Raw genomic sequence first — 22,741 nt, forward strand, 5'->3', positions numbered from 1 at the left:
GTACAGGGTGGCACGAAATTTTCCCTAGCAAAAAACAAGGGGCTTAAGCCCCTTGTTCTCTACTTCATTGAGATGGTAGCTGGATTAGTGCCGTACTATACTAGCAGCAAACTCACCCAACCACCAGGTTTATTCTTAATTAGTAACTTTTGGCACAGATAGTTCAGAATTTAATGGCTAGCTCGTTGGTCATTCACAACTTCCACTGCTGTTCCATCTTCTTCTTCAGTTAGGTTAAATGGGGTAGGGCTTCTAAGGGAAATAGTCAACAGTGGTGGTGTACTGTCAAACCGAATACGAAAACGATGCAATGACCCAAAACCCTTTCTTTTGCGAACAGATTTTTTCTGACTATCAGTTTTGCCGTAAATTGTTACTACCCGCCCTGATCCATCAAAGACGGGACCGCCATTCATCCCGGTAAAATCATACTCCCGTGGTAAATTGCTGTAAGTCTGAGACTTATCCTTTCTCTTTAACTGGGTGACATGAAACACTAACTTTTTACTTCCGGCTGGAGGGTTAGCAAATCCAGCAACATAAACACCATTACAAAGCTGTGGATCGTCTAACAAACAATCCGTCGGATCGGGTGATACAACTAGTTTGGCAGTTTTATAAGTCCGAGTGCTTTGAAAACGGACGATCGCTATATCTTCATCCGCTAATTGATCAATATCTTTCTCTGTAGAAATACGGATTTTTTGGCGCTTATTTCCTTGGTCTAAAGGCGTTACAATGTCGTAATTAGCACTTTTGTCTTGCACTACTGACTTTGCTGTAACTACGACATAGACATTTTTTCCTCCTTCCTGGTAGCTATCGCTAATTATTCCAGAACCAGGAGTACCAGTAGTTGATTCAATCTTTACTACGGTTCCTCTAGCGATGGCGGCTACTTCCGTTGGTTGCAATTCTTTAATTGTTTGTGTCGGCTGCACGGGAGCTTCTTGTGCGAAAACTTGACTGACTCCCGTTACTATTAATGTACCGATTAAAAAACTTGGTAAAAAGGATCGATTTAACACAGCTTTCACGCCTCCGTTCAACAATTATATTTAAGTTGTCAAGTGTTCGTAATTATTGATCTCAAGGCAGGTACAACAAGTCTGCCGCCTTTCTAGTGAGTAATACAAGGGAATTAAGCTTGATATCGAAAAATGCTCTTAAATTCTCTATTGCTTACTAGACTTGATCAATAGATTAAGTACTGTAAATAAAAGCACAATACTTAACTTATTCCTACATTATACGAATTAGCTATTAAAAATGATACATCATTAGAATCTACATCAAAAAATTACATAAAATTTTATTTTTCTAAAAATCCTCGCTATATCTCAGTTTCTGCGAGATTTTTCACCAAATTAATCATGAAGTTAGCAAGAAGTTTCAATATCATTACTTAGTGATAAATGTATAAAAAATTAGAGTTTTTGAGTCTGATTAATCTTGAGTGCAGCGTTATTGACAAAACCGATAACTATATTTATATTCTGGAAACAGAATGACACAAATCAACCACCATAACAATCCTAGAGCGATCGCCACAGGCTCGTAATCCATTAGACCACCAGTAATAAAACTTTGATTGCAGCGCCATTCGTTGTAGAGTCAGCTTTTGCAACTATATAGACTACGTTGTGAGTATAATTTCGGTTGAAACGGTGAAATTTTGTATTGTTTGCAGGACAAAAAAACTCTCATATAATCAAGCCAGTTGTACTATTTGTTACGTTTTTCTAGAATTAATGCTGGATAATTTTTTGAGAATCTACCGACACAAACCAAAAAATAGGTGCTTGATATTACGAAGCCAATTGTGGTGGGGTGTACTGTTAAGTCCCTGCGCGGCTTTGGTTATGAGTATATCTCCAAGTTATGCTGATACTGATTCATCTGCTGCAACTGTTGAGAGGCTGATACTAGCACTCAAACAAAAAGCCGAACCCCAGTGCGATACTCAAGGTACAGAAAGCCCAAAAGTCTCACCAACGGTAGACGATGGAACAATTCTGGTAAAAAAAATAGAACTGATATGCAGTAGTTTTTCTGATTCCAAGGAACTGAATCGGATTATTGAGAAGGCTCAAGGACTCCCACTGACTTTAGCAGAACTGAGAAGTGTTGCGGATCAGATCACTGGGTGGTATTTTCAACAGGGCTATATCACCTCAGTCGCAAGTGTAGAAGAATCTGCCATTAAAGATGGTATCGTCCCAATTAGGGTGATTGAAGGTACCATCGAAGAAATTAAAATTGATCCCCCGACACGACGCATTAATTCCAAGTATGTGCGATCGCGGATTAATCTGGGTGTTAGCAAGCCTTTTTCCCAAACCAAATTAGAAGAACAATTAAGGTTGCTGCAAACAGACCCTTTGTTTGAAAAAGTGGAAGCCAGTATCCGTGCGGGGACTAAGCAGGGTCAAAGTATTGTAGTCGTGCGAGTCACTGAAGCTAATCCCTTTAATTTGGGATTTAGTGTAGACAACTACTCTCCCCCTAGTGTCGGTTCGGAACGATTGGGGGTAGGTCTTAGCTATCGTAACCTCACAGGTCTGGGCGATCAATTCTTTGGAACTTATTACTTCTCCACTCAAAAAGGTGGTTCTAATGCTTACGACTTTACTTACCAAGTGCCCTTAAATCCGATGAATGGCACTTTGCAGCTTAGAACTGCAATTAACAAAGTCAGAGTCATTGAGGCTCCTCTCGACATTTTCGATATTCATGGACAATCGGAACTGTATGAATTTACTTATCGTCAACCATTAGTGCGATCGCTCCGCGAAGAATTTGCCTTATCTGTAGGCTTGAGCGTTCAGAATGGTCAGACATTTACCTTTGCTGGCCCCACACCTTTCGGTATTGGCCCCGACGAAAACGGTAATAGTAGCACCCGAACAATTAGATTTGCTCAAGATTATGTTAGGCGGGATGTAAAAGGAGTTTGGGGATTGCGATCGCAATTTAACTTCGGCATTGGCGTCTTTGACGCTACCATCAACTCCAACCCCAACAAGCCTGATGGTCGCTTTTTTAGCTGGCTATTACAAGTACAGCGCCAGCAACGTTTGAGTCCAGACAATCTTTTAATCGCTCAAACTGACCTACAACTAACACCAGATGGTTTATTACCCTCCCAACAGTTTGTCATCGGAGGTGGGCAATCAGTACGCGGTTATCGGCAAAATGTCCGGGCTGGTGATAACGGTTTGAGATTTAGCTTGGAAGACCGTATAGCATTGGAAAGAGACGCGACAGGAGACGAAGTGCTGCAAATAGCACCATTTTTCGATTTGGGATTGATTTGGAACGTAGATAACAATCCTAACCTCATACAAAGACAGAAGTTGATCGCTGGTGCAGGAGTAGGGATGTTATGGAAACCAATACCAAATCTTAACTTGCGCTTGGATTATGCTCTGCCATTTGTGGAATTAGAAGATCGACGTCAAAATGCCCAAGATAATGGTTTTTATTTTAGTGCCAGCTATCGTCTGTAACTAGATGCGATGCTTAGGGACTTCCAAATAAAAAAATACTCAAAAAACTCTCTCCTCTTATTCCTCTGTGTTCTCCCGAAGTTTGCTCAACGCGGGGAACCCGCGCACGCAACTTCTCTCTGTGTCTCTGTGCGGCAGTCACTCATGGGGGAAACCACGCCAGATGCTCCACTTGGGGAGACCCCAAGACCGCACTGGCTCCCCAAGACCGCGCTGCCTTGTCTCTGTGGTTCGTTTATTTGGATAATTTATTTCTTGGAAGTCCTTTAGCTAATGAGAGTTTTACGTAGTAAAACCAGGGAGAGGTTTTTTGATTAATCGGACATGATATCAAACACCTATCCTACAATGAAGAAAATCATTGTAATCGAGCCGTGACAGCAAACCCAGCCAATATTTCAGCTTCTGTTTTTCGCCTGTCTCCTTTGATTCGGATAACGTTGCTGAGTCTATACATCGCACTCACAGTCCCATTACCCTTTTTATCGCAGGTAACAGCTGCACCCGTACCCCCAGAATTACTGTGGGTAGGGATTAGCGTCGGCTTAATTGCCTTGTATGCAGTATTGACTGAACAAGTAATAGTAGATGATCAGGGAATTCAGGTTACTTACCCCGCCTGTGTGCCTCGCTTTTTTCGTAAAGGCTGGCTATTACCTTGGTCAGATGTGAAAGAGTTAAAACCCCGCACCACTGGTCAAGGAGGGCTAGTTTATTATTTCCTCAGCCAGGATGGGAAGGCTTATTTACTACCGATGCGTGTAGCTGGATTTGCCCGTTTCGTGGAAATTGTGCAAGCAAAGACGGGCATTGACACCACAGATGTTCGCCCTTTAGCGCAGCCGTGGATGTACCTAATTTTACTAGGATTCACTCTGCTGCTACTATTGGTCGATGGATGGGCGATCGCTACAGCCTTAACTACTGCACAATTAACTTAAAATTGGGCATGGAGCATTGGTTATTTCTTCCCCATCTCCCCACTCCCCCTTGAATACAGCAAAAGCCATACTCAGGCTAGAGCAAATTAATCTATTTACGAAGCTGAAAACCCAACTTGCCGACAATCAGCAAGGATATCCCATATTGCAGGATATTTCCTTTGAGGCATTCCACAGCGATGGCTCCGCCAACGCCTGCGGCGATCGCATTGCCATTGTCGGTCCAGTAGGCGCTGGAAAAACTTCGTTATTACGCCTCCTCAACCGCCTGATTGAACCCACTAGTGGTAAAATCTATCTAGAAAATCAAGAATATTGCCAAATTCCTGTCATCCAGCTACGCCAGAAGCTTGTACTTGTATTGCAAGAGTCAAAGCTGTTGGGGATGACAGTTGGGCAAGCCTTGGCTTATCCTTTAGTTTTGCGTGGTTTGCCCAAACAGACAATTCAGCAACGAGTCAATTATTGGACAGAACAACTGCACATTCCCAATGAATGGTTGGGGCGAACAGAGGTACAACTTTCTGCGGGACAACGACAACTAGTAGCGATCGCTCGTGCCTTAATCATCCAGCCTAAAATATTATTATTAGACGAGCCAACCTCTGCACTAGATACTGGTACATCTGCTCATCTAATGCAAGTCTTAACCCAGTTGAGTCAAACTCATCAAACCACGATTCTGATGGTAAATCACCAACTGGAACTAGCCCAAATGTTTTGCACTCGGTTATTGCATCTACAAAAAGGTCATTTATTCGCAAATCAAAGAGTCTCAGAGATAAACTGGATCGAATTACGAGAAAGCCTAATTCAAGCAGAAGCTCAAGACGATTTTGGATTTTAAATTTTGGATGAATCAGGAATCAGGAGTTGTTTTCTTACTCCCTCACCCCAATGCCCAATACTTCGACTTACCTCGGCTTCGCTCGGCACAAGTCGCGGTTCCTGAGCGTAGTCGAAGGGCAGTACAAGTGCCCAATGCCCATTTACACTTGACTACTAGTAAGTGTTGAGCGTTGATTATTAAATCTTTCTCTAGCTAACTTTGTTGTTTGTGACTGTGAAATATTGGTATTCAAAATTTCCATGTTAAAACGGTATCCTACATTGCGGATAGTTTGAATTAAATTCGGTTGCCGGGGATCAAGTTCAACCTTTTTCCGCAGCGATAAAACGTGAGTATCAATGGTACGAGGGTTATCAATAGCGTCAGGCCAAGCACGACGCAGCAATTCCGACCTACTCAGAGGCACTCCCCCAGCTTGTGCTAAAACGTACAGCAAACTGAATTCCTGAGGCGTTAAGTCGATAAACTCCCCTTGGAAGCGGACACGACGCTGAACTAAATCGATTTGCAAAGTGCCATAATCCAAATAAGCTGGTGCAGTAGGTGTGCGCTTCCGGCGAATCAGTGCCTCTACCCGTGCCAAAAACTCTTGCATCCCAAAAGGTTTGCTAAGGTAATCATCGGCACCCGCCTTTAAACCTGCGACGATATCAGCTTCACTATTACGGGCAGATAGCATTAAGATTAGAGGCTGTTGTTGACGATGTAACCAACGACAAAACTCAATGCCATCACCATCAGGCAAGTCTGCATCTAAAATGACCAGTGTTGGTTGATGGCTTAAAAATACTTCCCTTGCTTGATAAATGCTGGCAGCTTGATGCACACGGTATTCCAGTTGTTGCAAGTGCCAACCCAACAACGACCTCAGATGGGGATTCCCCTCAATGATTTCTATACAAACCGAACCCACAGTGGCAAGACCCCTTAGCGTCTGATGACTTTCAAAGTAACAAGCCCATCTCTAAGGTTTTGTAGCCTTTGTTACTTCAATTGCGATGAGCTTTACATTTCCTCATAAAAAGAGTGGCAATATCTTTAATTTATGCCTTCCGATAGGCAATTAGAAATATTATTAAATTTTTATTAAATTTATTAAAAGTGTTGTTAGACTTATCAAAAGTTCTTTTAGCTTAACCTTCTGCTTTTACATGGGTGTCATCTGGTAAACATCTATAACCCAACTAACTAACCGTTACTACAACAGCTTTTCAACCTGATAGTTCCAGTGGATTTTTCGCAAAAATTTAGTGCCCATATTCAGGAATATAACACCAATGCAATTGGGCTGTTGACCATGAAAATCAGAAAAATAACTTAGCAGCTAACTAAAATCGATGTTTTCTGGAATAGGATTAAAATAGCTTGTAGCTTCTAGGAGGGTACTACCCAAAGTAGATGTGTTGACTTTGAGTTGATGCCAAAGTGAAATTACACTTCACATTCAAGCGTGAATCATTTACAATTCTCATTCCAAAGAGATTAATACAGCAGTTATGCTCCAAGACACACAAACCATCCGCTATTACCAAAGACTCACCGATGCCTTCGTCGAGCTATGGAATCGCGGTTATCGCACGGATGATATGCGGATGTATTTGGATGGGTATCTAGCCGCACTGCGACATAGCAACGTTATTGAACCTTTTTTGATTCATCGCCTAGAAGAGGAAGCCAGCCGCTACTTGTACGATGGATCAAACTTTGCAGTGCCGCAACCACAGCCACAACCCGATTACTACTAAGTACCATTTACCTGGTGATTGAGAGTAAACGCTAATTACCGCAGATAATTATAGCATATTATCTGTATTTGTCAACGCTTTGCCGTGGTGTGAGATTTTGGAGATATTGTATTGATTAAACCCATCCCCTCAGCCCTATATTGGTCTTGCCAATTTGACTGAGGGGATTGTTGACTTAACCTGAAATCCATCCAACAATAGATCGATCAAGTATTTTTGTCAAAAAACTATTAAAAAACCCTTAAAAGGGGGGGATAGTGTCTCCCCCTTTTAAGGAAATTAAAAACGGCACATTGCCTTAATTGCGAAGCGAAAATTTAGCACCATACCCTCTAGTTTACGGAAATAGAGATTACGAAGCTAGTGCTACTTCTACCTTTTCTTGTAATTCACCTTTTTGGTACAGTTCAATCAAGATGTCAGAACCACCAAGGAATTCACCATTGATATACACTTGGGGAATTGTCGGCCAGTTAGAGTATTCTTTAATTCCCTGACGGATTTCCGAGTCTGATAGAACGTCAACCGTCTCGAAGGGAACTCCCAAAGTATTGAGAATTTGCACAACGTTGTTGGAGAAACCACATTGGGGCATTAACTTGTTTCCCTTCATGAAAACTAAAATCTTGTTCTGTTCTAGCAAGCTATCAATTTTATCTTTGAGTTCTGGTGTCATGGTATTTGTGTTTCCTATGTTGCATTAATAGAATGAGGAGTTAAAAATTCCTAACTCCTAACTCCTAACTCATAACTTTACGAAGCTGCTGTTGTTTGCCAAGCTTCGGGAGTGTATGTTTTCACCGCCAAGGCATGAATCGCTTCAGTTGACATAGCTTGACCCAAAGCACCATAAATTAACTGGTGCTGTTGTACTAGTCCTTTACCTGTAAAGTGCGATGAAACTACTGTCACCTGATAGTGGTCACCGCCACCAGTCAAGTCTTGCACCTGAACCTGGGCGTCTGGCAGTCCCGCCTTGATCATTGCCTCAATCTGCTGCGGACTAATCATCGCAATTCCTGAAAAAACTTACTTTTCTATTATTAACAGATATAGAGCAAATGCCTGTGCCAACTTCAGGTTTTGGCAAGGCTGTAGATAGAGACACCTCTGAGGTGTATTTTGAGAACGCTCAGGTTTTGGCTACGGCAGATAGCTCTATGCTAGCACTGGGGCGTTCCCAAGGGACTGGTTAGGGGGATGGGGAAAACAGTCAACGAAGATTTAATTTATTTATTTTTTTGGGGATGAAGAGGATGAACTACCACCTTCTCTGGGATAGGGAGAATCAACAAAACCCAATTCAAATAACTGTTTATAGGCTTTTTTGCCTAAATCTCGCGTCGGGTTTTGACTCTTAATTATTTGAATCAACAATGGTACAGCTAATTCTGGCTGATTTTGTGCCCGATGTACCAATGCTAACTGAAAGGTGGCTTCATCTCGCTTTTGGGCTGTTAATAGAGCTTTTTGACGCTGAGAATCAGAAACTCTATTGTCAATTCCCGAAAAACTAGCGTTTAATTCTTGATAAAAATTAGATAGCTGATTATAAACCTGACGTGCTTCTTGCAGTTTTTTAGCAGCTAAGGGGTAGTTTTGAGCAGAAACGGCTTGGTCTGCCTCTTTCACTAAGCGATCGCCGCCATCAATGCTCAAAATGCTGTTACTTTCAGTTATGGGGCGGAGATTATTCGGATCGTTGGGGTCAATCGGTTGTGGTTGGCTGGTAGTGCCTGGTGACTGTGATACCTGAGCATTCACAGGTGATAGCAGGCTGAGGACTGCTATGACTGATAAAAAGGTACGGTGCATCAAGGTAACAGCGGCAGCAGTGTTCATGGGTCAATTAGTGCGACAACTAGATAAATAAGTCATGGAAACTTCGGGTATCTTAACTCTGTTTTGGTCTTGGACAAAGCAAAGTTAGATCAAAAGTATCTCTGGTTTAGACTAAAAATCGGCTTAATAGAGTTCCCATTAACCCTGTATATTAACCAACTTAAATCGCCCTGATGAGCTATACCTACGGTAGACTGCTTCACCATCTGTTTGATTACCGACTTTGCTCCCCAATAATTATCTCAGGTTAACTGGGATCTTTGGCAGAATAATTTTTTGAAAGCACTGCTTGAACTATTTGCGTAGTCGTAGCCCAACCTAGACATCACACCAAACAAGTTAAAAATGGCGATGTCCCCAGTCCAAACTTCCCAAAATTGGGTTCTTACCAGTCATGTTTATGACATTAAGAATTAGTGATTTCTGCAAATGCACGATTAGTAACTTTTGTTTCTTGATGGCTTAATTGATGCAGTGCCTTTGCTAAATCAGCTGTGATATTTTTGGCATTTTGTTTGAGACAGCCACTCATGTAATCCGCTACTCTAATTGGGGAACCAATGTTAATACTCACATCTGTACCCCAATTGGGATCAGGTTGGCTGTAATTAATACCTATGGGTATAATTTTCACTCCCAGCCCGGAATGACTAGATTCAGCACTCAAAGCCAGACGAGCAATTCCCGGCTTCAATGGGTGAACTTGGCCATCACGAAAAATGTTCCCTTCTGGAAAGATCACCAGGGTTTTTTGCTGCTGAAGTAGCTCAACTCCATGACGCAGTGTGCGGATTGACGGATGCTTAGAATTTACAGGAAACCCCCCCAAACGTTGGACAAACCAGCCTTGCAAACCTTGGCATTCATCACTAGTCACCATAAACCGCAGGTCTTGTTTTCTGAGACAATCGGCGGTAGCGTAGGGTACAAGCAAGGCATCCCAACGCGCCCGGTGGGTAGGCGCAAGAATCACAGGCCCAGTTGGGGGGATATTTTTTTTTCCGGTTATTCTAATTTGCCCAAAGAATAATGGTAATAGGCAGTGACGCCCTAATAAATATGCCAGAGGACTTAACCAAGGAGAGACTCTTGAGGTAGTATGGTCTACCTGAGAATTTGCTGCTGGGTGCTGGCAGGTATCAGATGAAGAGTAAAATTCCATGATGACGGATGCAGCTGATTGACGGGTAAAAATTTAACGAAAGCCTGATTAGTTACACCGTAGATTCTCTTGCGTGACTTGTCTGGTACTAGATGGACAGTTTTACCTCTGTCCGTTAGTTTACACTACGTCGCCTAGTAGCAAACCAAGCCTGTAATTGTTGACGACAAGCCGACTCTAGAATACCTCCGATTACTTGGAGGCGGTGATTAGAAGCAGCGCTATCGGGTATGTTAATAACTGTACGAATTGCGCCAGTTTTGGTATCGTCTACTCCATATACAAGTAGTCCTAGACGCGCTTGCACGATCGCACCTGCACACATCGGGCAAGGTTCAAGAGTTACATAGAGGGTGCATTCATTAAGATGCCAATTTTGTAAAGTTGTTGCAGCCATCTTGAGAGCGAGAATTTCCGCATGAGCGGTAGGGTCTTTGTCGCGCTCTTTTCTGTTTTCTCCTTCTGCTAGCAATTTGCCTGTTGAATCAATGATAACAGCACCTACAGGGACTTCACCTGCATCACCTGCTATTTGTGCTAATTCTAGAGCAGAACTCATCCATTGTTGATGTATAAGATATTCTGTGTATTTATTAAGCATATTCTGATCAATAATGTGCAACTTAATATTCTGACCTCTCCAAACCCCCAATACTGTTCTGTTAAGGCAAGAGACGCGATGAATAGCCGTCTCTACAATAATCTTTCGTCTTGACGGCGATTCATGGTGTCTAAATAGCGACTTGGGCTAAAAGGGGATCGAGTTGACTTTGTGTGTCTAATTGATAGAGGTCATCGCAGCCGCCAATGTGCTGGTTATTAATAAAAATTTGCGGTACAGTCCGGCGTCCGTTAGCGCGTTCTGCCATTTTAGCTCTGGCTGCTTCGTCGCCGTCGATTTTATATTCGGTAAAATTTACACCTTTCCACCACAGAAGCATTTTGGCACGAATGCAGTATGGACAAGTTTGCCATGTATAAAGTTCGACGTTGGCTTTAACTCGCTCTGGATGGCGATTTAAAAGGGGATTAAGAAAGTCCAGCATATTTTCTTAAGCAAGGTTTTAACTATTTCTTTAGCCTAGATTACCGTATTGGGGCTGGAACCCATTTTTTAAAACCCTCTAATCAAAAAACAATCTCACAAATGGCACTTTTTTAACCAGTTAGCAGTAAAACTTAACTTTCTTCCACGTGTATCCGCCCTTTGGTAGACTTAAAGACTGAAATAGCCAGATAAAGCGGCAGAAATTCAAGCAGTTGAGAGGGCAGACTCTGTGGAAAATACACTTGGGTTAGAGATTATTGAAGTAGTAGAGCAAGCCGCGATCGCTTCCTCGAAATGGATGGGGAAAGGCGAAAAAGACATTGCTGACCAAGTAGCAGTGGAAGCTATGCGGGAGCGGATGAATAAAATCTATATGCGCGGTCGCATTGTGATTGGGGAAGGCGAACGCGACAACGCACCTATGTTATACATCGGGGAAGAAGTTGGTATTTGTACTCAACCAAATGCCGAAGCTCTCTGTAACCCTGATGAACTAGTTGAAATTGATATCGCCGTTGACCCCTGTGAAGGTACGAACTTGGTAGCTTATGGACAACCTGGTTCGATGGCTGTCTTGGCAATTTCTGAAAAGGGTGGATTGTTTGCTGCTCCTGACTTTTACATGAAGAAGTTAGCAGCACCTCCCGCAGCTAAGGGCAAGGTAGACATCAACAAGTCAGCAACAGAAAACCTGAAGATTCTCGCTGAGTGTCTAGAGCGCTCTATTGAAGAACTCGTGATCGTAGTCATGAAGCGTGAACGCCACAACGATTTAATTAAAGAAATCCGTGAGGCTGGAGCGAGAGTCGCCCTAATTTCAGACGGTGATGTGGGTGCAGCTATCAGCTGCGGTTTTGCTGGAACTAATATCCACGCTCTGATGGGTATTGGTGCGGCTCCTGAAGGTGTAATCTCGGCAGCTGCAATGCGTGCTTTAGGTGGACACTTCCAAGGTCAACTGATTTACGATCCCGCAGTCGTAAAAACAGGTCTGATTGGAGAAAACAGAGAAGCCAATATCGATCGCTTAAAGTCTATGAATATCAATGACCCCGATAAGGTCTATGATGCTCATGAACTGGCATCGGGTAAAACTGTTCTGTTCGCTGCTTGCGGTATTACAGGTGGTAATCTGATGAATGGTGTACGTTTCTTCCACGGCGGAGCCAGAACTCAAAGTTTGGTAATTTCTAACCAGTCGAAAACGGCTCGATTTGTTGATACAATTCACATGTTTGGTGAACCCAAGACTCTCCAACTGAACTAATTTTTAGGGAATGGGGGATGGTAAAAGTAGGGGCGAAGCATTTGGAAATAAATCTTTCTATAAAATGGGAAATAATCACCAAAATGCTTTACCCTTATATGTAGTTAGTAGTTAGTAGTTAGTGATTAATAGTTGTTTATTGCTGGGGATAACTACCAACCAATAAACAAAAATTCCCCATTCCCTATTCTCACTCAATGCCCTATTCTCAACTACCAACTAGTAACTACGATTTAGCAAATGAATATAGCAGTGGTGGGGTTAAGCCATAAAACAGCCCCTGTAGAAGTCCGGGAAAAACTGAGCATTCCAGAACCACAAATTGAAAGTGCGATCGCTCAACTGGCCAGCTATCCCCATATTGACGAAGTTGCAATTCTTAGCACTTGTAACCGCCTAGAAATTTACATTGTTACCAGTGAAGCAGACCAAGGTATCCGGGAAATAACGCAGTTTCTTGCGGAATACAGTAAATTACCCGTGCTTTCTCTGCGACAACACTTATTTATGTTGCTACATGATGATGCCGTGATGCACGTTATGCGGGTAGCAGGTGGTTTAGATAGTCTGGTACTCGGAGAAGGTCAAATTCTGGCTCAGGTGAAAACTACTCACAAACTGGGGCAGCAATATAGTGGTATAAAAACCATTTTGAATCGATTATTTAAACAAGCGCTGACAGCTGGTAAACGGGTTCGGACTGAAACTAGTATTGGTACTGGCGCTGTCTCGATTAGTTCGGCAGCTGTAGAGTTAGCGCAGATAAAAGTGGCAAATTTAGCTGCTTGCCGAGTGGTAATTTTGGGTGCTGGTAAAATGTCGCGGCTGCTGGTGCAACATTTACTTTCTAAAGGTGCTGTGCAAATTAGTATTGTAAATCGATCCCGCGATCGCGCCCAAGAATTAGCCAAGCAGTTCCCTCAACAACCGATCCAAATTCATCCACTATCGGAAATGATGGCAGTGATTGCCGATAGTGATTTGGTGTTTACAAGTACTTCGGCAACAGAGCCAATACTTGACCGTGCCAAGTTGGAGATAGTTTTAGAAGTTCAGCGTTCTTTGATGTTATTTGATATTTCTGTGCCGCGTAATGTCCATGCGGATGTCAATGAATTAGAAAACGTGCAGGCGTTTAATGTGGATGATTTGAAGGCTGTAGTAGCGCAAAACTACGAAAGCCGTCGCAAGATTGCACAGGAAGCGGAGCGACTTTTAGAAGAAGAAGTGGAAGCTTTTGATATTTGGTGGCGCAGTCTGGAAACTGTTACCACTATTAGCTGTTTAAGAAATAAAGTCGAAACCATCCGGGAACAAGAGTTAGAAAAAGCTTTGTCGAGATTGGGTTCGGAATTCGCGGAAAAGCATCAAGAAGTGATTGAAGCATTAACACGGGGAATTGTCAATAAAATTTTACATGATCCGATGGTGCAATTGCGATCGCAGCAAGATGTTGAAGCTAGACGGCGCTGTATGCAAACTCTGCAAATGCTGTTCAACCTGGATGCAGAGGAACAATTTAGTTAAATTAAACAACAAGTAAGATCCCCGACTTCCTAAAAGTTGTCGGGGATTTGAGCTTTTAAATTAGATATAATTCTAATTAGATAGATATCTAATTAGAATTTAGTTATGCAACCAGAGCAATTTAACATTTTACTGCGCTTTTTCAAGGCATTAGCGGATGATAGCCGATTGAAGATTGTAGGTATTTTGGCGAATCAGGAGTGCAGCGTCGAAGAATTGGCGGTGTTACTGCAACTGAAGGAACCGACGGTATCTCATCATTTAGCGAAACTTAAAGAGCTAAATTTGGTGACAATGCGCCCTGAAGGTAATAGCCGTCTATATAAATTGGATAGCGAGGCTTTGCAAAGCATTAGTAAGGAAATTTTTACACCGGAGAAAATAGCATCCTTGATTGAGGATGTGGATATTGAGGCTTGGGAAAGCAAAGTATTGAAAAACTATTTCGAGGGCGATGTCTCCGACAAGGACTCCGTTCAACGCCTCAAAGAAATTCCCGCTAGCCGGAAAAAGCGTCTAGTTATTCTTAAATGGTTAGCAAACCAGTTTGATGTAGGAGTAAACTACCCTGAACGCTTGGTAAATGACATTCTCAAACGCTACCATATTGACTGCGCCACCCTGCGACGGGAGTTGATTGCTTGCCAGTTAATGCAGCGAGAGAATGGAGTTTATTGGCGTACAACATAGGTATGAAAGTACACCCGTAGGGGCACGGCAGTGCCGTGCCCCTACACCTCTAATGTTGTACCGCATCTGAATAGGAACCGCTATAAGCTTTAGCCGCACAATAACCGCACAATCATAGGTTGTATTTTTATGCAGTTAGAAACACAAAAATTATATTACACACCTGAAGAGTATTTAGAAATTGAAGAAAAGGCAAAATACAAAAGCGAATACCGTGATGGAGAAATTGTACCGATGACGGGTGGCACTACAAATCATAATAAAATTGCAGGCAACTTTTATGCTTATTTGAAGTTTGGTTTGAGAGGCAAGAATTATGATGTTTATATTGGTGATGTGCGTTTATGGATACCCCGTTATCGGCAGCATACGTATCCCGATGTGATGGTAATTGAGGGACAACCTATTTATACAGGAACCAGCACAACAACGGTTATGAATCCGATGTTAATTGCTGAAGTTTTATCTAAATCGACTAAAAATTATGACCAAGGTGATAAGTTTCTTTATTATCGCTCTATTCCCGAATTCAAGGAATATATTTTAATCGATCAATATCAGTATCATGTGATGCAGTATGTAAAAACTGCGGAAAGTCAATGGTCATTCACTGAACTTGAACATGAATCTGCAATTTTATCACTGCAAACAGTTGATTTTCAAATTGAATTGCGCGACCTTTATGAGCAAGTAAATTTTACAGAAAATAATGAGGATTAAAAAATAAAGCTCTGATTCACCCCGGATGCTGGTTCATCCAACAAAATTAACTTGGAATTGTTTAGCGAATAGCTACCAAAGTCCTTCACTAAATTTGTGTTTCTTCCTCGGTAAAGATAGGAGTTTAACAAAAGCCAAATTTCCAAAAAAAATTAATCAGATGACAGCAAAACAATATCACCTTCTTTAGCAGCATTCTGAAAAAACTCTACCAATTTCGGATATAGTTCAAACAAAGACTCTATTTCCTCTTCGTCCCATCCTCCAGGGCTAGGATTTGGGTAAATTTCTGCCGCATTAAATACAGTAGAATTAAATCGACTCTTCAATTCTTCAACAGAAATTTGACTTAAAGCATCGGCAACATCTCGAACCTCTTCAAGAGTGAGATAGCGTACAAATCCGTAACCCGCTTCAAACTGTGTCGGCGTACCTCCCATGACTACATTACAAAGAGGCGGTGATGCTTGGGTATCGCCCAAATTTGACTCTCCAGTGAGAAGAAAATGTAGTGCGTACCAATCTTTTTCAAGACTGAAGTAACGTTCATCGCTTCGTTGCTTTTGTCGTTGGGCAATCATTGCCTGTGGATTACTAAAATCAAAAACTAAATCATCTAAATTAAGCTTAAAGAAAGATGCTGCTGCTTCAGTATCATTCTGAATTTCTGAAAACTTTTGTGGCGTAATGCGTTTATAGCTAGCTGCAATACCCATATTTACTCTCATCTAAACACTATTAATAGTGTTCCCTTTGACTTTGGACAAGTCGCAGTATTTATGTACTTTTACGTATCCAAAGTCTGATCGCTAAATACATTGCATAAACAGGAAGCCAATCACACTTTATTTTCCCAAATAAGCTTCTAGAACTTTGGGATTAGTTTGAATTTCTGCGGGTGTCCCGTCAGCCAAATTCTGTCCTTCGGCAAGTACCCAAACGCGATCGCACAATGACATAATCACATCCATGTTGTGTTCGATAATCAAAAAGGTCATGCCATCTTGACGGTTCCAAGTGATAATGCGATCGCAAATATCATCAATCAGTCTCGGATTCACCCCCGCCGCCGGTTCATCCAACAAAATTAACTTGGGATTAGTCATTAAAGCCCGTCCCATTTCTAACAGCTTACGTTGTCCACCAGACAAGCAACCAGCGTAATCGTGTGCTTTTTCTACCAAACCCACTGATTGTAATAAGTACATTGCTCGCTCTTCGAGTTGCTTTTCTTCCTTAGCGACAACGTGCGGTTGCAACTGCACCTGCCAAAAATTTTCACCCGTTTGTTTTTGCGCCGCCAGCAGCATATTTTCTAACACCGACAACCGCGAGAGGGTGCGTGCAACCTGAAAAGTGCGGATTACACCCTGCTGGGCAATTTGATATGGTTGCAAGTTGTGAATCGGTTCACCGTCAAAAATCACTCGTCCCTTATCGGGGCGAATGAAGTTTGAGAGTAAGTTAAATAAAGTAGTTTTACCAGCACCATTAGGGCCAATCAAGCCCGTAATGCTGCCTTTAGCAACTTCGATTTTCGCCTCATTAACTGCTTTGACACCACCAAAGCTTTTAGAAAGTCCAGTGGCTACTAAAAGGGGAAGTGGTGATGACTGGTTATTTACCAAGGGTGAGTTCCTCCTTTTTCCCTAAGATACCTTGAGGTCGCCAAATCATCAGTACCATTAAAATTAATCCGATTACCATGATCCGAAATGCACCCAAACGGTCTTGATCAAGAGGAACGATTCTGGGTAAGATTTCCCGCGTCAGGGCATCGTAAGCAAAGAAAATTACCGCACCTAAGATTGTGCCAACATTATTCCCAGAACCGCCTAAAATCACCATAATCCAAGTGTCAAAGGTGATCTGCGGTTGGAAATTATCAGGGTAAATGGCGCTGAGTTGCCAAGCGAAGAAAGCACCAGCAATACCCGCGATCGCACCCCCAAGCATGAGAGATTGTAATTTATACCAAAACACATTTTTCCCCAACGCCTTGGGAATTTCTTCATCTTCGCGGATGGCTTTGAGAATTCTACCCCAAGGCGATCGCACCAAAATTTCTAAGCGCCAGTATACAAATGCTAAAACCAGGAGCAAGACTAGCATTAAACCCGCTTTTGGGTTGTAATTATACAGTCCAATCACCCCGGAAATATAAATCCCTACTGCCAAAACTCCTAACACAATTCCCACACCCAAACGAGAGGCGAATTCTTGCTTGGTAGTTGTCCTTTTACCTAAATCAGTAGTCCGAGATATTTGGGTGGTGCGAATCCATCGCCATAACGAAAAAAAAGTTACGGCAGCTAGTAGCGTTAACAACCCAATCATCCCAAATTTGACAAACAAATTCGGCTCTGTGGATAGGGGTATGGGATAACTTTGCACACCAAACGCTCCAGAAACCCAGGTGTCACCCACAGGTAATTCCTGGTTATTTACTACCAAACGAATTAATTCTCCTGTACCAATAGTGACAATTGACAGATAATCTTCCCGCAAGCGTAGAGTTGCAAAACCAATTACCAAACCTAACAAGGCGGCGACAATTGCCCCAGCTATTGCTGATATTAGTAAAGGCACCCCTTTTAAGCTTAACAATACCGTTGTGTATGCTCCCAGGGTCATGAAAGCAATATGACCAAAGTTAATTAGTCCGGTAAAGCCCCACTGCAAATTGAGTCCTAGTGCGAATAGAGCGAAAAGCGCTGTAGAAATTGCTAAGAAAATGAGATAGTCAACCATGTTAGGGAATGGGGAGTGGGGAGTTTTGCTCCCCCTTCCCTCGTAGGGAAGGGGGCTGGGAGGTTAGGTTTTTGATTCCTGAATCGATGCTCTAAGTAATAAAGTTTAGCGTAGCTAATTTTTTGGGAATACTATTTATTGTTGGTGTTTGCTTGTAAGGAATAATTGACGTATGAATTTGCTGCGACTGAGGATGCATCACTTAATCGAGCAGCTAGGCGATGACGATTTGCAAGACATTTGGAATGTTCTGGAAGGTTTATATTATGACTTTTATATGCTCAAAGCGATACAACAGGTTAAGCGATCGCAACAACCGTGGGATATCTTAACCCATGAAGAAGCGGTACGACTGTTGATGTTTTTCTGATTCAGCAGCGCTTTCTTCTCTTGTGCCAGTGGCCCCTCAAGTTTTGGTTAAGGTAACGCCTAGTGAGTCTAGAAATGCGCTATGCCAGGTCTTTTTTACTAGACCTGAAGAATTTAGAACCTGCCGCCTACGAGCGGGTGTATGATTTTGTCTTTATTGAGCTAGCCCAAAAGTGGCAACTGAGTGATTTAAAAGAACTGCGACAGCTTGATAGTGAAGGCATTTTTCACCGCTTTACCCTCGATAATTATCTGATTGGTATAGAAATTAGGGGTGAAATTGTGAAATTTCTGCGTGTCATCCCTATGCCAGATGTTTAAGGAGAGAGTTAAGGGAACACTGAAAACTGTAAACTGTATAAGGCTAGGCAGGGATCGCTATAACCTTACATTAAACTGGTTTTGAAAAACACTTTATTTGAGATTTCCCTATGGATGCTAGGGCACTTTGGCAACGATACCAAAACTGGTTATATTTCCACGAGGGATTGGGGCTGTACTTAGACGTGAGTCGGATACGGTTCGATGATGCCTTTGTGGAATCGTTGCAGCCGAAGTTTGACAAGGCGTTTGCGGATATGGCTCAACTAGAGAAGGGTGCGATCGCAAATCCCGATGAGAACCGCATGGTTGGACACTACTGGCTGCGAAATCCTGATTTAGCGCCAGCTCCAGAACTTACACAAGAAATTGTCCAAACCCTAGAACAAATCGAAGCCTTTGCGGAAAAAGTCCAAACAGGTGCAATTCATCCTCCCAGAGCCAGCCGCTTTACGGATATTATCTCCATTGGCATTGGTGGTTCCGCCCTCGGCCCCCAATTTGTCGCGGAAGCTCTCGCTCCTGATTTCCCGCCCCTGAAACTTCACTTTATCGATAACAATGATCCCGCAGGTATCGATCGCGTGATCAATCATCTCCGAAATAGCCTCGCCAGCACTTTAGTTTTGGTGATCTCCAAATCTGGGGGAACGCCTGAACCTCGAAATGGCATGATTGAAGTTAAAAAAGCCTACGCCGGCCACAATTTGGAATTTGCTCAGTATGCAGTAGCTATTACCAGCGTTGATAGCAACCTGGATAAGCTAGCCAAAGATGAAGGTTGGCTAGCCAGATTTCCCATGTATGACTGGGTAGGAGGACGCACCTCAGAAATGTCTGCTGTGGGGCTAGTACCCGCCGCATTGCAAGGCATTGATGTTCGCGCTATCCTGGATGGCGCAAAAGAGATGGATGACGCTACCCGCGTCCCAGATGTGAAAAATAACCCAGCAGCCTTACTTGCCTTGTCTTGGTACTTTACTGGCAATGGCAAGGGCGAAAAAGATATGGTTGTCCTACCTTACAAGGACAGCTTATTTTTATTCAGTCGCTATTTGCAACAGCTGGTGATGGAATCCTTGGGCAAGGAAAAAGACTTAGACGGTAAAGTTGTCCATCAAGGCATCGCCGTTTATGGCAACAAAGGCTCAACAGATCAACACGCTTACGTCCAGCAGTTGCGCGAGGGTGTAGCGAATTTCTTTGCTACCTTCATCGAAGTCTTGGAAGATCGTCAGGGGCCATCTACTGAAATAGATCCGGGAGTTACATCAGGCGATTATCTTTCCGGTTTTCTCCAAGGAACCCGACAAGCGCTTTATGAAAATCACCGCGATTCCATTACAGTCACGATTCCCCAAGTTAATCCCCGAACTGTAGGGGCATTAATTGCTTTGTATGAACGCGCTGTTGGTTTATACGCTAGTTTAGTCAACGTCAACGCCTACCATCAACCAGGCGTAGAAGCTGGCAAAAAAGCTGCTGCCTCCATTCTCGATTTGCAAACACGAGTGGTAGCAGTGCTACAAAAAGAAAAAACTCCCCTTTCTCTTGAAGAACTTGCCGAAAAAGCAGGCGCATCAGAGCAAGTTGAGGCAATTTACAAAATTTTGCGTCATATCCATGCCAATCAACGAGGTGTGGTTTTCCAAGGTGATCTTCAGAAACCCGGTAGTTTGACGGTTTCTGCTAGCTGATAGCTCTAGTCTAAATATCACATTTTGTCCATAATTGTTGTCTCAGCAACAATTTTTTTGTGAAGCATCCTAGATAGAAGATATATCTTCCGTCTAGGATGCTTCACCATATAATTCGCAATTCCAATTTATATAGCGCTTCTCGAATGGATGCAATACAAATGAGAAGCGCTATAATTTAACGTTATTCTGGATCGATATTACTTAATATGGCATATAGTGATTTTACTTTAGAGAAAATCAAGCAAAAATTTCAAATAAATACTATTGAGGAAACTGATATTTTTGCTAAAATGCCTGATATAGAATGCAGTGAATTATTAAAAGAAATTCTTCAATATAATTCACCTATAGCTATTGCCAGTAATAGTGAAAAAGCTCGCTCTGAGATGATTATTTCTCCGATTTTACTAGAATTGAGACGACAATTAAATGACCAGATAAATTTGTTCTCTGGTGTTGAATTCAATGTTGATACAACACAAGGTTTAAATGGAATCTGTGATTTTCTAATTACCCGTTCTCCAGAAAGACTAATTATCACTGCACCAGTTATTATTATTGTGGAAGCTAAAAAAGAAAATATTCCTGCTGGTTTAGGACAATGTGTAGCCGAAATGTTAGCAGCAAGAATATTTAACGAACGAGCAAGTAATGAAAATTTGGTAATTTACGGTACTGTTAAGCTAATCGGCATTTAAGTTGCATAATCAAGGCGGCTAAGATGCCCACCCCAGAAGATGTTGAGAAAATTTTAATATGCAAATTAGATGTGTTTTAGCTTACAACTGGAAGTATTTGGCAATTTTTAAAATTAGAAGGGCAATTTATCCAGATAGACTTAAGTGAATATTATCTTAAAGATGTCAATAAAATTTTAGGAATCTTAGCTAGTGGTGTACGCTGAAAAGTTATATAGCGTTTCTCTCTTGAGTGCAATACAGACCTAACCCCCAGCCCCTTCCCTACTAGCGTTGGGGAGCAAGATTCCAAGCCTCTCTCCTTTTAGGAGAGAGGCTTGGAGAGAGGTCAAAGTGTATTGCACCCATTCGATAACCGCTATAACTGGAATTTAAACGCAGAGAATCGTAGGTTGGGTTAAGGAACGAAACCCAACTACGCACAATACGGTTTTTGACACTAACTGAACCGTATTGTGCTATGTGGAGCAAATTTTACTCCTGACTCCTGATTCTGCTGTCATTACGAATTACTAATTACTAATTGCCATGAGGCGTTGACTAAAGTAACTCTTGGGTAAGAAACAGCGATCAAGTAAAAAAGGATTGTTGTTATTTTCAGATAATAAACTACCTGGCTTATCCCGATGACAGAATGGTGGCACAATTCCCCAGTGTTCTGCTAGCCAAATCCAGTATCCTGTTTCAATTCTGCCATAGCTTGATACCGTGAGAATCTCTCCAACACTGTTGTTAATAGATACTAAATCTGAAGATGATTTAATTTCAATTAACAGCCAAGCTAACTCTTCTACAGAAAAGTAATAGCCATTTTCGGCAGCGATGTTGATGAACTCCTGGGGATCTTTAGCTATGAGCAATTCCTCTTTGAGAGATGGCGTTTTTTGTGCAAAATCAAAAAGATCCCAAATCTGTCTTCTCGTAACTAGAAACCAGGCAAGTTCTTCTGCGGTCAAATTATAACCATTTTGTGTTGCTAACTTGAGAAACGGCTCCAGGTTATCAGTTTCTGCTAGTTGACTTTTTAACTGGAAAGTTTGCTCTACTAGTGACAAAAAATCAATAATCTTTTGCCATGTAACTTTGTCAAAGTTTTTGTTAACTTTTATTTTTTCTTTCCAATAAATGTATTTATCTTCTTTAAGAAAGAAATTCCAAATTTGATAATACATGGGTCATTTAGCCGAAGTTTTAAACTTGGTAGATGTTTTTGATTAATCAACACCAGTGTAGTAAGTATAATCTGTTTCTTCGACAGTACTAAATCTCTTATCTCATGTAAATGAAGTTACATAGTGGCTAAGTATGATTTTTCTGTAAAGTTTATCACAACAAATAAAAGTCACCAATGGGAAAAGACGAGGGATTGCGATACCTGCGCCTACACTCGTTATTGCCTCTCATAAAATAAAATTACAGCTATTTTCAGGTAAATAGACCACGCGGTAGGGGCACAGCAATGCTGTGCCCCTACGACAGATGTGGTTCAAATACATGAAAACTGCTGTAAGTCAATAGATAGTATTACAGCAGATTTCAGGTAAATGAAGTATATGTATAAAACCCAAAACCTTGTAGAGACGTAGCAGTGCTACGTCTCT

At 42.0% G+C, this 22,741-nt stretch carries 24 protein-coding genes and 1 pseudogene; 13 read left to right on the forward strand and 12 right to left on the reverse strand.

Annotated elements, in window-relative coordinates; all coding sequences use genetic code 11:
- Positions 1-170 precede the first annotated feature (170 nt).
- The gene (locus V7K50_RS03685) at positions 171-1,028 is read right to left on the reverse strand and encodes a S1 family peptidase (RefSeq protein WP_334957381.1); all 858 of its coding nucleotides are present in this window, start codon (positions 1,026-1,028) and stop codon (positions 171-173) included.
- An 834-nt stretch (positions 1,029-1,862) separates the two neighbouring features.
- Here V7K50_RS03685 and V7K50_RS03690 point away from each other — a divergent pair.
- The 3 genes from V7K50_RS03690 to V7K50_RS03700 all read left to right on the forward strand — a co-directional run bounded on the left by V7K50_RS03690 (position 1,863) and on the right by V7K50_RS03700 (position 5,297).
- Entirely contained in the window at positions 1,863-3,509 is a 1,647-nt protein-coding gene (locus V7K50_RS03690; RefSeq protein ID WP_334957383.1) for a ShlB/FhaC/HecB family hemolysin secretion/activation protein, read from the forward strand.
- 374 nt (positions 3,510-3,883) lie between these two features.
- On the forward strand, positions 3,884-4,450 hold the full coding sequence (locus tag V7K50_RS03695) for a hypothetical protein (protein WP_334957385.1): 567 nt from the start codon (positions 3,884-3,886) through the stop codon (positions 4,448-4,450).
- Between the two features lie 16 nt (positions 4,451-4,466).
- Positions 4,467-5,297: an ABC transporter ATP-binding protein gene (locus V7K50_RS03700; RefSeq protein ID WP_334957387.1), complete on the forward strand. Its 831-nt coding sequence runs from the start codon at positions 4,467-4,469 to the stop codon at positions 5,295-5,297.
- Between the two features lie 142 nt (positions 5,298-5,439).
- Here the strand turns inward: V7K50_RS03700 and V7K50_RS03705 are convergent, their stop codons facing one another.
- The gene (locus V7K50_RS03705) at positions 5,440-6,213 is read right to left on the reverse strand and encodes a response regulator transcription factor (RefSeq protein ID WP_334802224.1); all 774 of its coding nucleotides are present in this window, start codon (positions 6,211-6,213) and stop codon (positions 5,440-5,442) included.
- Positions 6,214-6,796: 583 nt separating this feature from the next.
- Here V7K50_RS03705 and V7K50_RS03710 point away from each other — a divergent pair.
- Positions 6,797-7,045: a DUF6761 family protein gene (locus V7K50_RS03710; protein ID WP_104907495.1), complete on the forward strand. Its 249-nt coding sequence runs from the start codon at positions 6,797-6,799 to the stop codon at positions 7,043-7,045.
- Positions 7,046-7,397: 352 nt separating this feature from the next.
- On the opposite strand, the gene grxD is transcribed toward V7K50_RS03710, so the two are convergent.
- Positions 7,398-7,721, reverse strand: coding sequence for a Grx4 family monothiol glutaredoxin (gene grxD, locus V7K50_RS03715; RefSeq protein WP_334957389.1), 324 nt, complete (start codon positions 7,719-7,721; stop codon positions 7,398-7,400).
- 77 nt (positions 7,722-7,798) lie between these two features.
- Positions 7,799-8,056, reverse strand: a complete 258-nt coding sequence (locus tag V7K50_RS03720) for a BolA family protein (protein ID WP_334957391.1) — start codon at positions 8,054-8,056, stop codon at positions 7,799-7,801.
- 50 nt (positions 8,057-8,106) lie between these two features.
- On the opposite strand from V7K50_RS03720, the gene V7K50_RS03725 reads away from it, so the two are divergent.
- Positions 8,107-8,241 (forward strand): hypothetical protein, encoded by a 135-nt coding sequence (locus V7K50_RS03725; protein WP_334957393.1) that lies wholly within the window; start codon positions 8,107-8,109, stop codon positions 8,239-8,241.
- Positions 8,242-8,278: 37 nt separating this feature from the next.
- Here V7K50_RS03725 and V7K50_RS03730 read toward each other — a convergent pair whose 3' ends face one another.
- The 4 genes from V7K50_RS03730 to grxC form a co-directional block, all read right to left on the reverse strand.
- The gene (locus V7K50_RS03730) at positions 8,279-8,887 is read right to left on the reverse strand and encodes a hypothetical protein (protein ID WP_334957395.1); all 609 of its coding nucleotides are present in this window, start codon (positions 8,885-8,887) and stop codon (positions 8,279-8,281) included.
- A gap of 406 nt (positions 8,888-9,293) precedes the next feature.
- Positions 9,294-10,049, reverse strand: a complete 756-nt coding sequence (locus tag V7K50_RS03735) for a lysophospholipid acyltransferase family protein (protein ID WP_334957396.1) — start codon at positions 10,047-10,049, stop codon at positions 9,294-9,296.
- 115 nt (positions 10,050-10,164) lie between these two features.
- Positions 10,165-10,650, reverse strand: coding sequence for a tRNA adenosine(34) deaminase TadA (gene tadA, locus V7K50_RS03740; protein WP_334957398.1), 486 nt, complete (start codon positions 10,648-10,650; stop codon positions 10,165-10,167).
- Positions 10,651-10,780: 130 nt separating this feature from the next.
- The gene (gene grxC / locus V7K50_RS03745) at positions 10,781-11,095 is read right to left on the reverse strand and encodes a glutaredoxin 3 (RefSeq protein WP_194042000.1); all 315 of its coding nucleotides are present in this window, start codon (positions 11,093-11,095) and stop codon (positions 10,781-10,783) included.
- A 231-nt stretch (positions 11,096-11,326) separates the two neighbouring features.
- On the opposite strand from grxC, the gene glpX reads away from it, so the two are divergent.
- The 4 genes from glpX (at position 11,327) to V7K50_RS03765 (ending at position 15,301) form a co-directional block, all read left to right on the forward strand.
- Positions 11,327-12,364 carry a class II fructose-bisphosphatase gene (gene glpX, locus V7K50_RS03750; protein ID WP_334957401.1) on the forward strand — a complete coding sequence of 346 codons (1,038 nt, stop codon included), beginning with the start codon at positions 11,327-11,329 and terminating at the stop codon, positions 12,362-12,364.
- 240 nt (positions 12,365-12,604) lie between these two features.
- Positions 12,605-13,891, forward strand: a complete 1,287-nt coding sequence (locus V7K50_RS03755; protein WP_334957403.1) for a glutamyl-tRNA reductase — start codon at positions 12,605-12,607, stop codon at positions 13,889-13,891.
- A gap of 105 nt (positions 13,892-13,996) precedes the next feature.
- Positions 13,997-14,581 carry a DUF2087 domain-containing protein gene (locus V7K50_RS03760; RefSeq protein WP_334957405.1) on the forward strand — a complete coding sequence of 195 codons (585 nt, stop codon included), beginning with the start codon at positions 13,997-13,999 and terminating at the stop codon, positions 14,579-14,581.
- A gap of 129 nt (positions 14,582-14,710) precedes the next feature.
- The gene (locus tag V7K50_RS03765) at positions 14,711-15,301 is read left to right on the forward strand and encodes a Uma2 family endonuclease (RefSeq protein ID WP_334957407.1); all 591 of its coding nucleotides are present in this window, start codon (positions 14,711-14,713) and stop codon (positions 15,299-15,301) included.
- A gap of 152 nt (positions 15,302-15,453) precedes the next feature.
- Here V7K50_RS03765 and V7K50_RS03770 read toward each other — a convergent pair whose 3' ends face one another.
- The 3 genes from V7K50_RS03770 to V7K50_RS03780 form a co-directional block, all read right to left on the reverse strand.
- Positions 15,454-16,029, reverse strand: coding sequence for a YfbM family protein (locus tag V7K50_RS03770; RefSeq protein ID WP_334957409.1), 576 nt, complete (start codon positions 16,027-16,029; stop codon positions 15,454-15,456).
- A gap of 117 nt (positions 16,030-16,146) precedes the next feature.
- On the reverse strand, positions 16,147-16,929 hold the full coding sequence (locus V7K50_RS03775; protein WP_334957411.1) for an ABC transporter ATP-binding protein: 783 nt from the start codon (positions 16,927-16,929) through the stop codon (positions 16,147-16,149).
- On the reverse strand, positions 16,919-18,052 hold the full coding sequence (locus V7K50_RS03780; protein ID WP_334957413.1) for a branched-chain amino acid ABC transporter permease: 1,134 nt from the start codon (positions 18,050-18,052) through the stop codon (positions 16,919-16,921). Before V7K50_RS03780 ends, V7K50_RS03775 begins: the two co-directional genes overlap by 11 nt.
- 172 nt (positions 18,053-18,224) lie before the next feature.
- On the opposite strand from V7K50_RS03780, the gene V7K50_RS03785 reads away from it, so the two are divergent.
- The 4 genes and pseudogenes from V7K50_RS03785 (at position 18,225) to V7K50_RS03800 (ending at position 21,346) form a co-directional block, all read left to right on the forward strand.
- Positions 18,225-18,422 carry a hypothetical protein gene (locus V7K50_RS03785; protein ID WP_179067621.1) on the forward strand — a complete coding sequence of 66 codons (198 nt, stop codon included), beginning with the start codon at positions 18,225-18,227 and terminating at the stop codon, positions 18,420-18,422.
- A gap of 62 nt (positions 18,423-18,484) precedes the next feature.
- Positions 18,485-18,742 (forward strand): cytotoxic translational repressor of toxin-antitoxin stability system, encoded by a 258-nt coding sequence (locus V7K50_RS03790; protein ID WP_229465202.1) that lies wholly within the window; start codon positions 18,485-18,487, stop codon positions 18,740-18,742.
- A gap of 110 nt (positions 18,743-18,852) precedes the next feature.
- On the forward strand, positions 18,853-20,439 hold the full coding sequence (locus V7K50_RS03795; RefSeq protein WP_334957415.1) for a glucose-6-phosphate isomerase: 1,587 nt from the start codon (positions 18,853-18,855) through the stop codon (positions 20,437-20,439).
- Between the two features lie 209 nt (positions 20,440-20,648).
- Positions 20,649-21,346: pseudogene (locus V7K50_RS03800) on the forward strand (hypothetical protein).
- Positions 21,347-21,652: 306 nt separating this feature from the next.
- Here the strand turns inward: V7K50_RS03800 and V7K50_RS03805 are convergent.
- Positions 21,653-22,312 (reverse strand): Nif11-like leader peptide family natural product precursor, encoded by a 660-nt coding sequence (locus V7K50_RS03805; RefSeq protein ID WP_334957419.1) that lies wholly within the window; start codon positions 22,310-22,312, stop codon positions 21,653-21,655.
- Positions 22,313-22,741: the final 429 nt, after the last annotated feature.

This window comes from Nostoc sp., assembly GCF_036917135.1.
Classification (GTDB): domain Bacteria; phylum Cyanobacteriota; class Cyanobacteriia; order Cyanobacteriales; family Nostocaceae; genus Nostoc.

Bases quoted from the DNA above. Each gene is read 5' to 3' on its own strand.
- V7K50_RS03690 (WP_334957383.1), top strand. From the start codon at position 1,863: ATGAGTATATCTCCAAGTTATGCTGATACTGATTCATCTGCTGCAACT.
- V7K50_RS03710 (WP_104907495.1), top strand. From the start codon at position 6,797: ATGCTCCAAGACACACAAACCATCCGCTATTACCAAAGACTCACCGAT.
- grxD (WP_334957389.1), bottom strand. From the start codon at position 7,721: ATGACACCAGAACTCAAAGATAAAATTGATAGCTTGCTAGAACAGAAC.
- V7K50_RS03720 (WP_334957391.1), bottom strand. From the start codon at position 8,056: ATGATTAGTCCGCAGCAGATTGAGGCAATGATCAAGGCGGGACTGCCA.
- V7K50_RS03725 (WP_334957393.1), top strand. From the start codon at position 8,107: ATGCCTGTGCCAACTTCAGGTTTTGGCAAGGCTGTAGATAGAGACACC.
- V7K50_RS03730 (WP_334957395.1), bottom strand. From the start codon at position 8,887: ATGAACACTGCTGCCGCTGTTACCTTGATGCACCGTACCTTTTTATCA.
- V7K50_RS03735 (WP_334957396.1), bottom strand. From the start codon at position 10,049: ATGGAATTTTACTCTTCATCTGATACCTGCCAGCACCCAGCAGCAAAT.
- tadA (WP_334957398.1), bottom strand. From the start codon at position 10,650: ATGCTTAATAAATACACAGAATATCTTATACATCAACAATGGATGAGT.
- grxC (WP_194042000.1), bottom strand. From the start codon at position 11,095: ATGCTGGACTTTCTTAATCCCCTTTTAAATCGCCATCCAGAGCGAGTT.
- V7K50_RS03755 (WP_334957403.1), top strand. From the start codon at position 12,605: ATGAATATAGCAGTGGTGGGGTTAAGCCATAAAACAGCCCCTGTAGAA.
- V7K50_RS03760 (WP_334957405.1), top strand. From the start codon at position 13,997: ATGCAACCAGAGCAATTTAACATTTTACTGCGCTTTTTCAAGGCATTA.
- V7K50_RS03765 (WP_334957407.1), top strand. From the start codon at position 14,711: ATGCAGTTAGAAACACAAAAATTATATTACACACCTGAAGAGTATTTA.
- V7K50_RS03770 (WP_334957409.1), bottom strand. From the start codon at position 16,029: ATGAGAGTAAATATGGGTATTGCAGCTAGCTATAAACGCATTACGCCA.
- V7K50_RS03780 (WP_334957413.1), bottom strand. From the start codon at position 18,052: ATGGTTGACTATCTCATTTTCTTAGCAATTTCTACAGCGCTTTTCGCT.
- V7K50_RS03785 (WP_179067621.1), top strand. From the start codon at position 18,225: ATGAATTTGCTGCGACTGAGGATGCATCACTTAATCGAGCAGCTAGGC.
- V7K50_RS03795 (WP_334957415.1), top strand. From the start codon at position 18,853: ATGGATGCTAGGGCACTTTGGCAACGATACCAAAACTGGTTATATTTC.
- V7K50_RS03805 (WP_334957419.1), bottom strand. From the start codon at position 22,312: ATGTATTATCAAATTTGGAATTTCTTTCTTAAAGAAGATAAATACATT.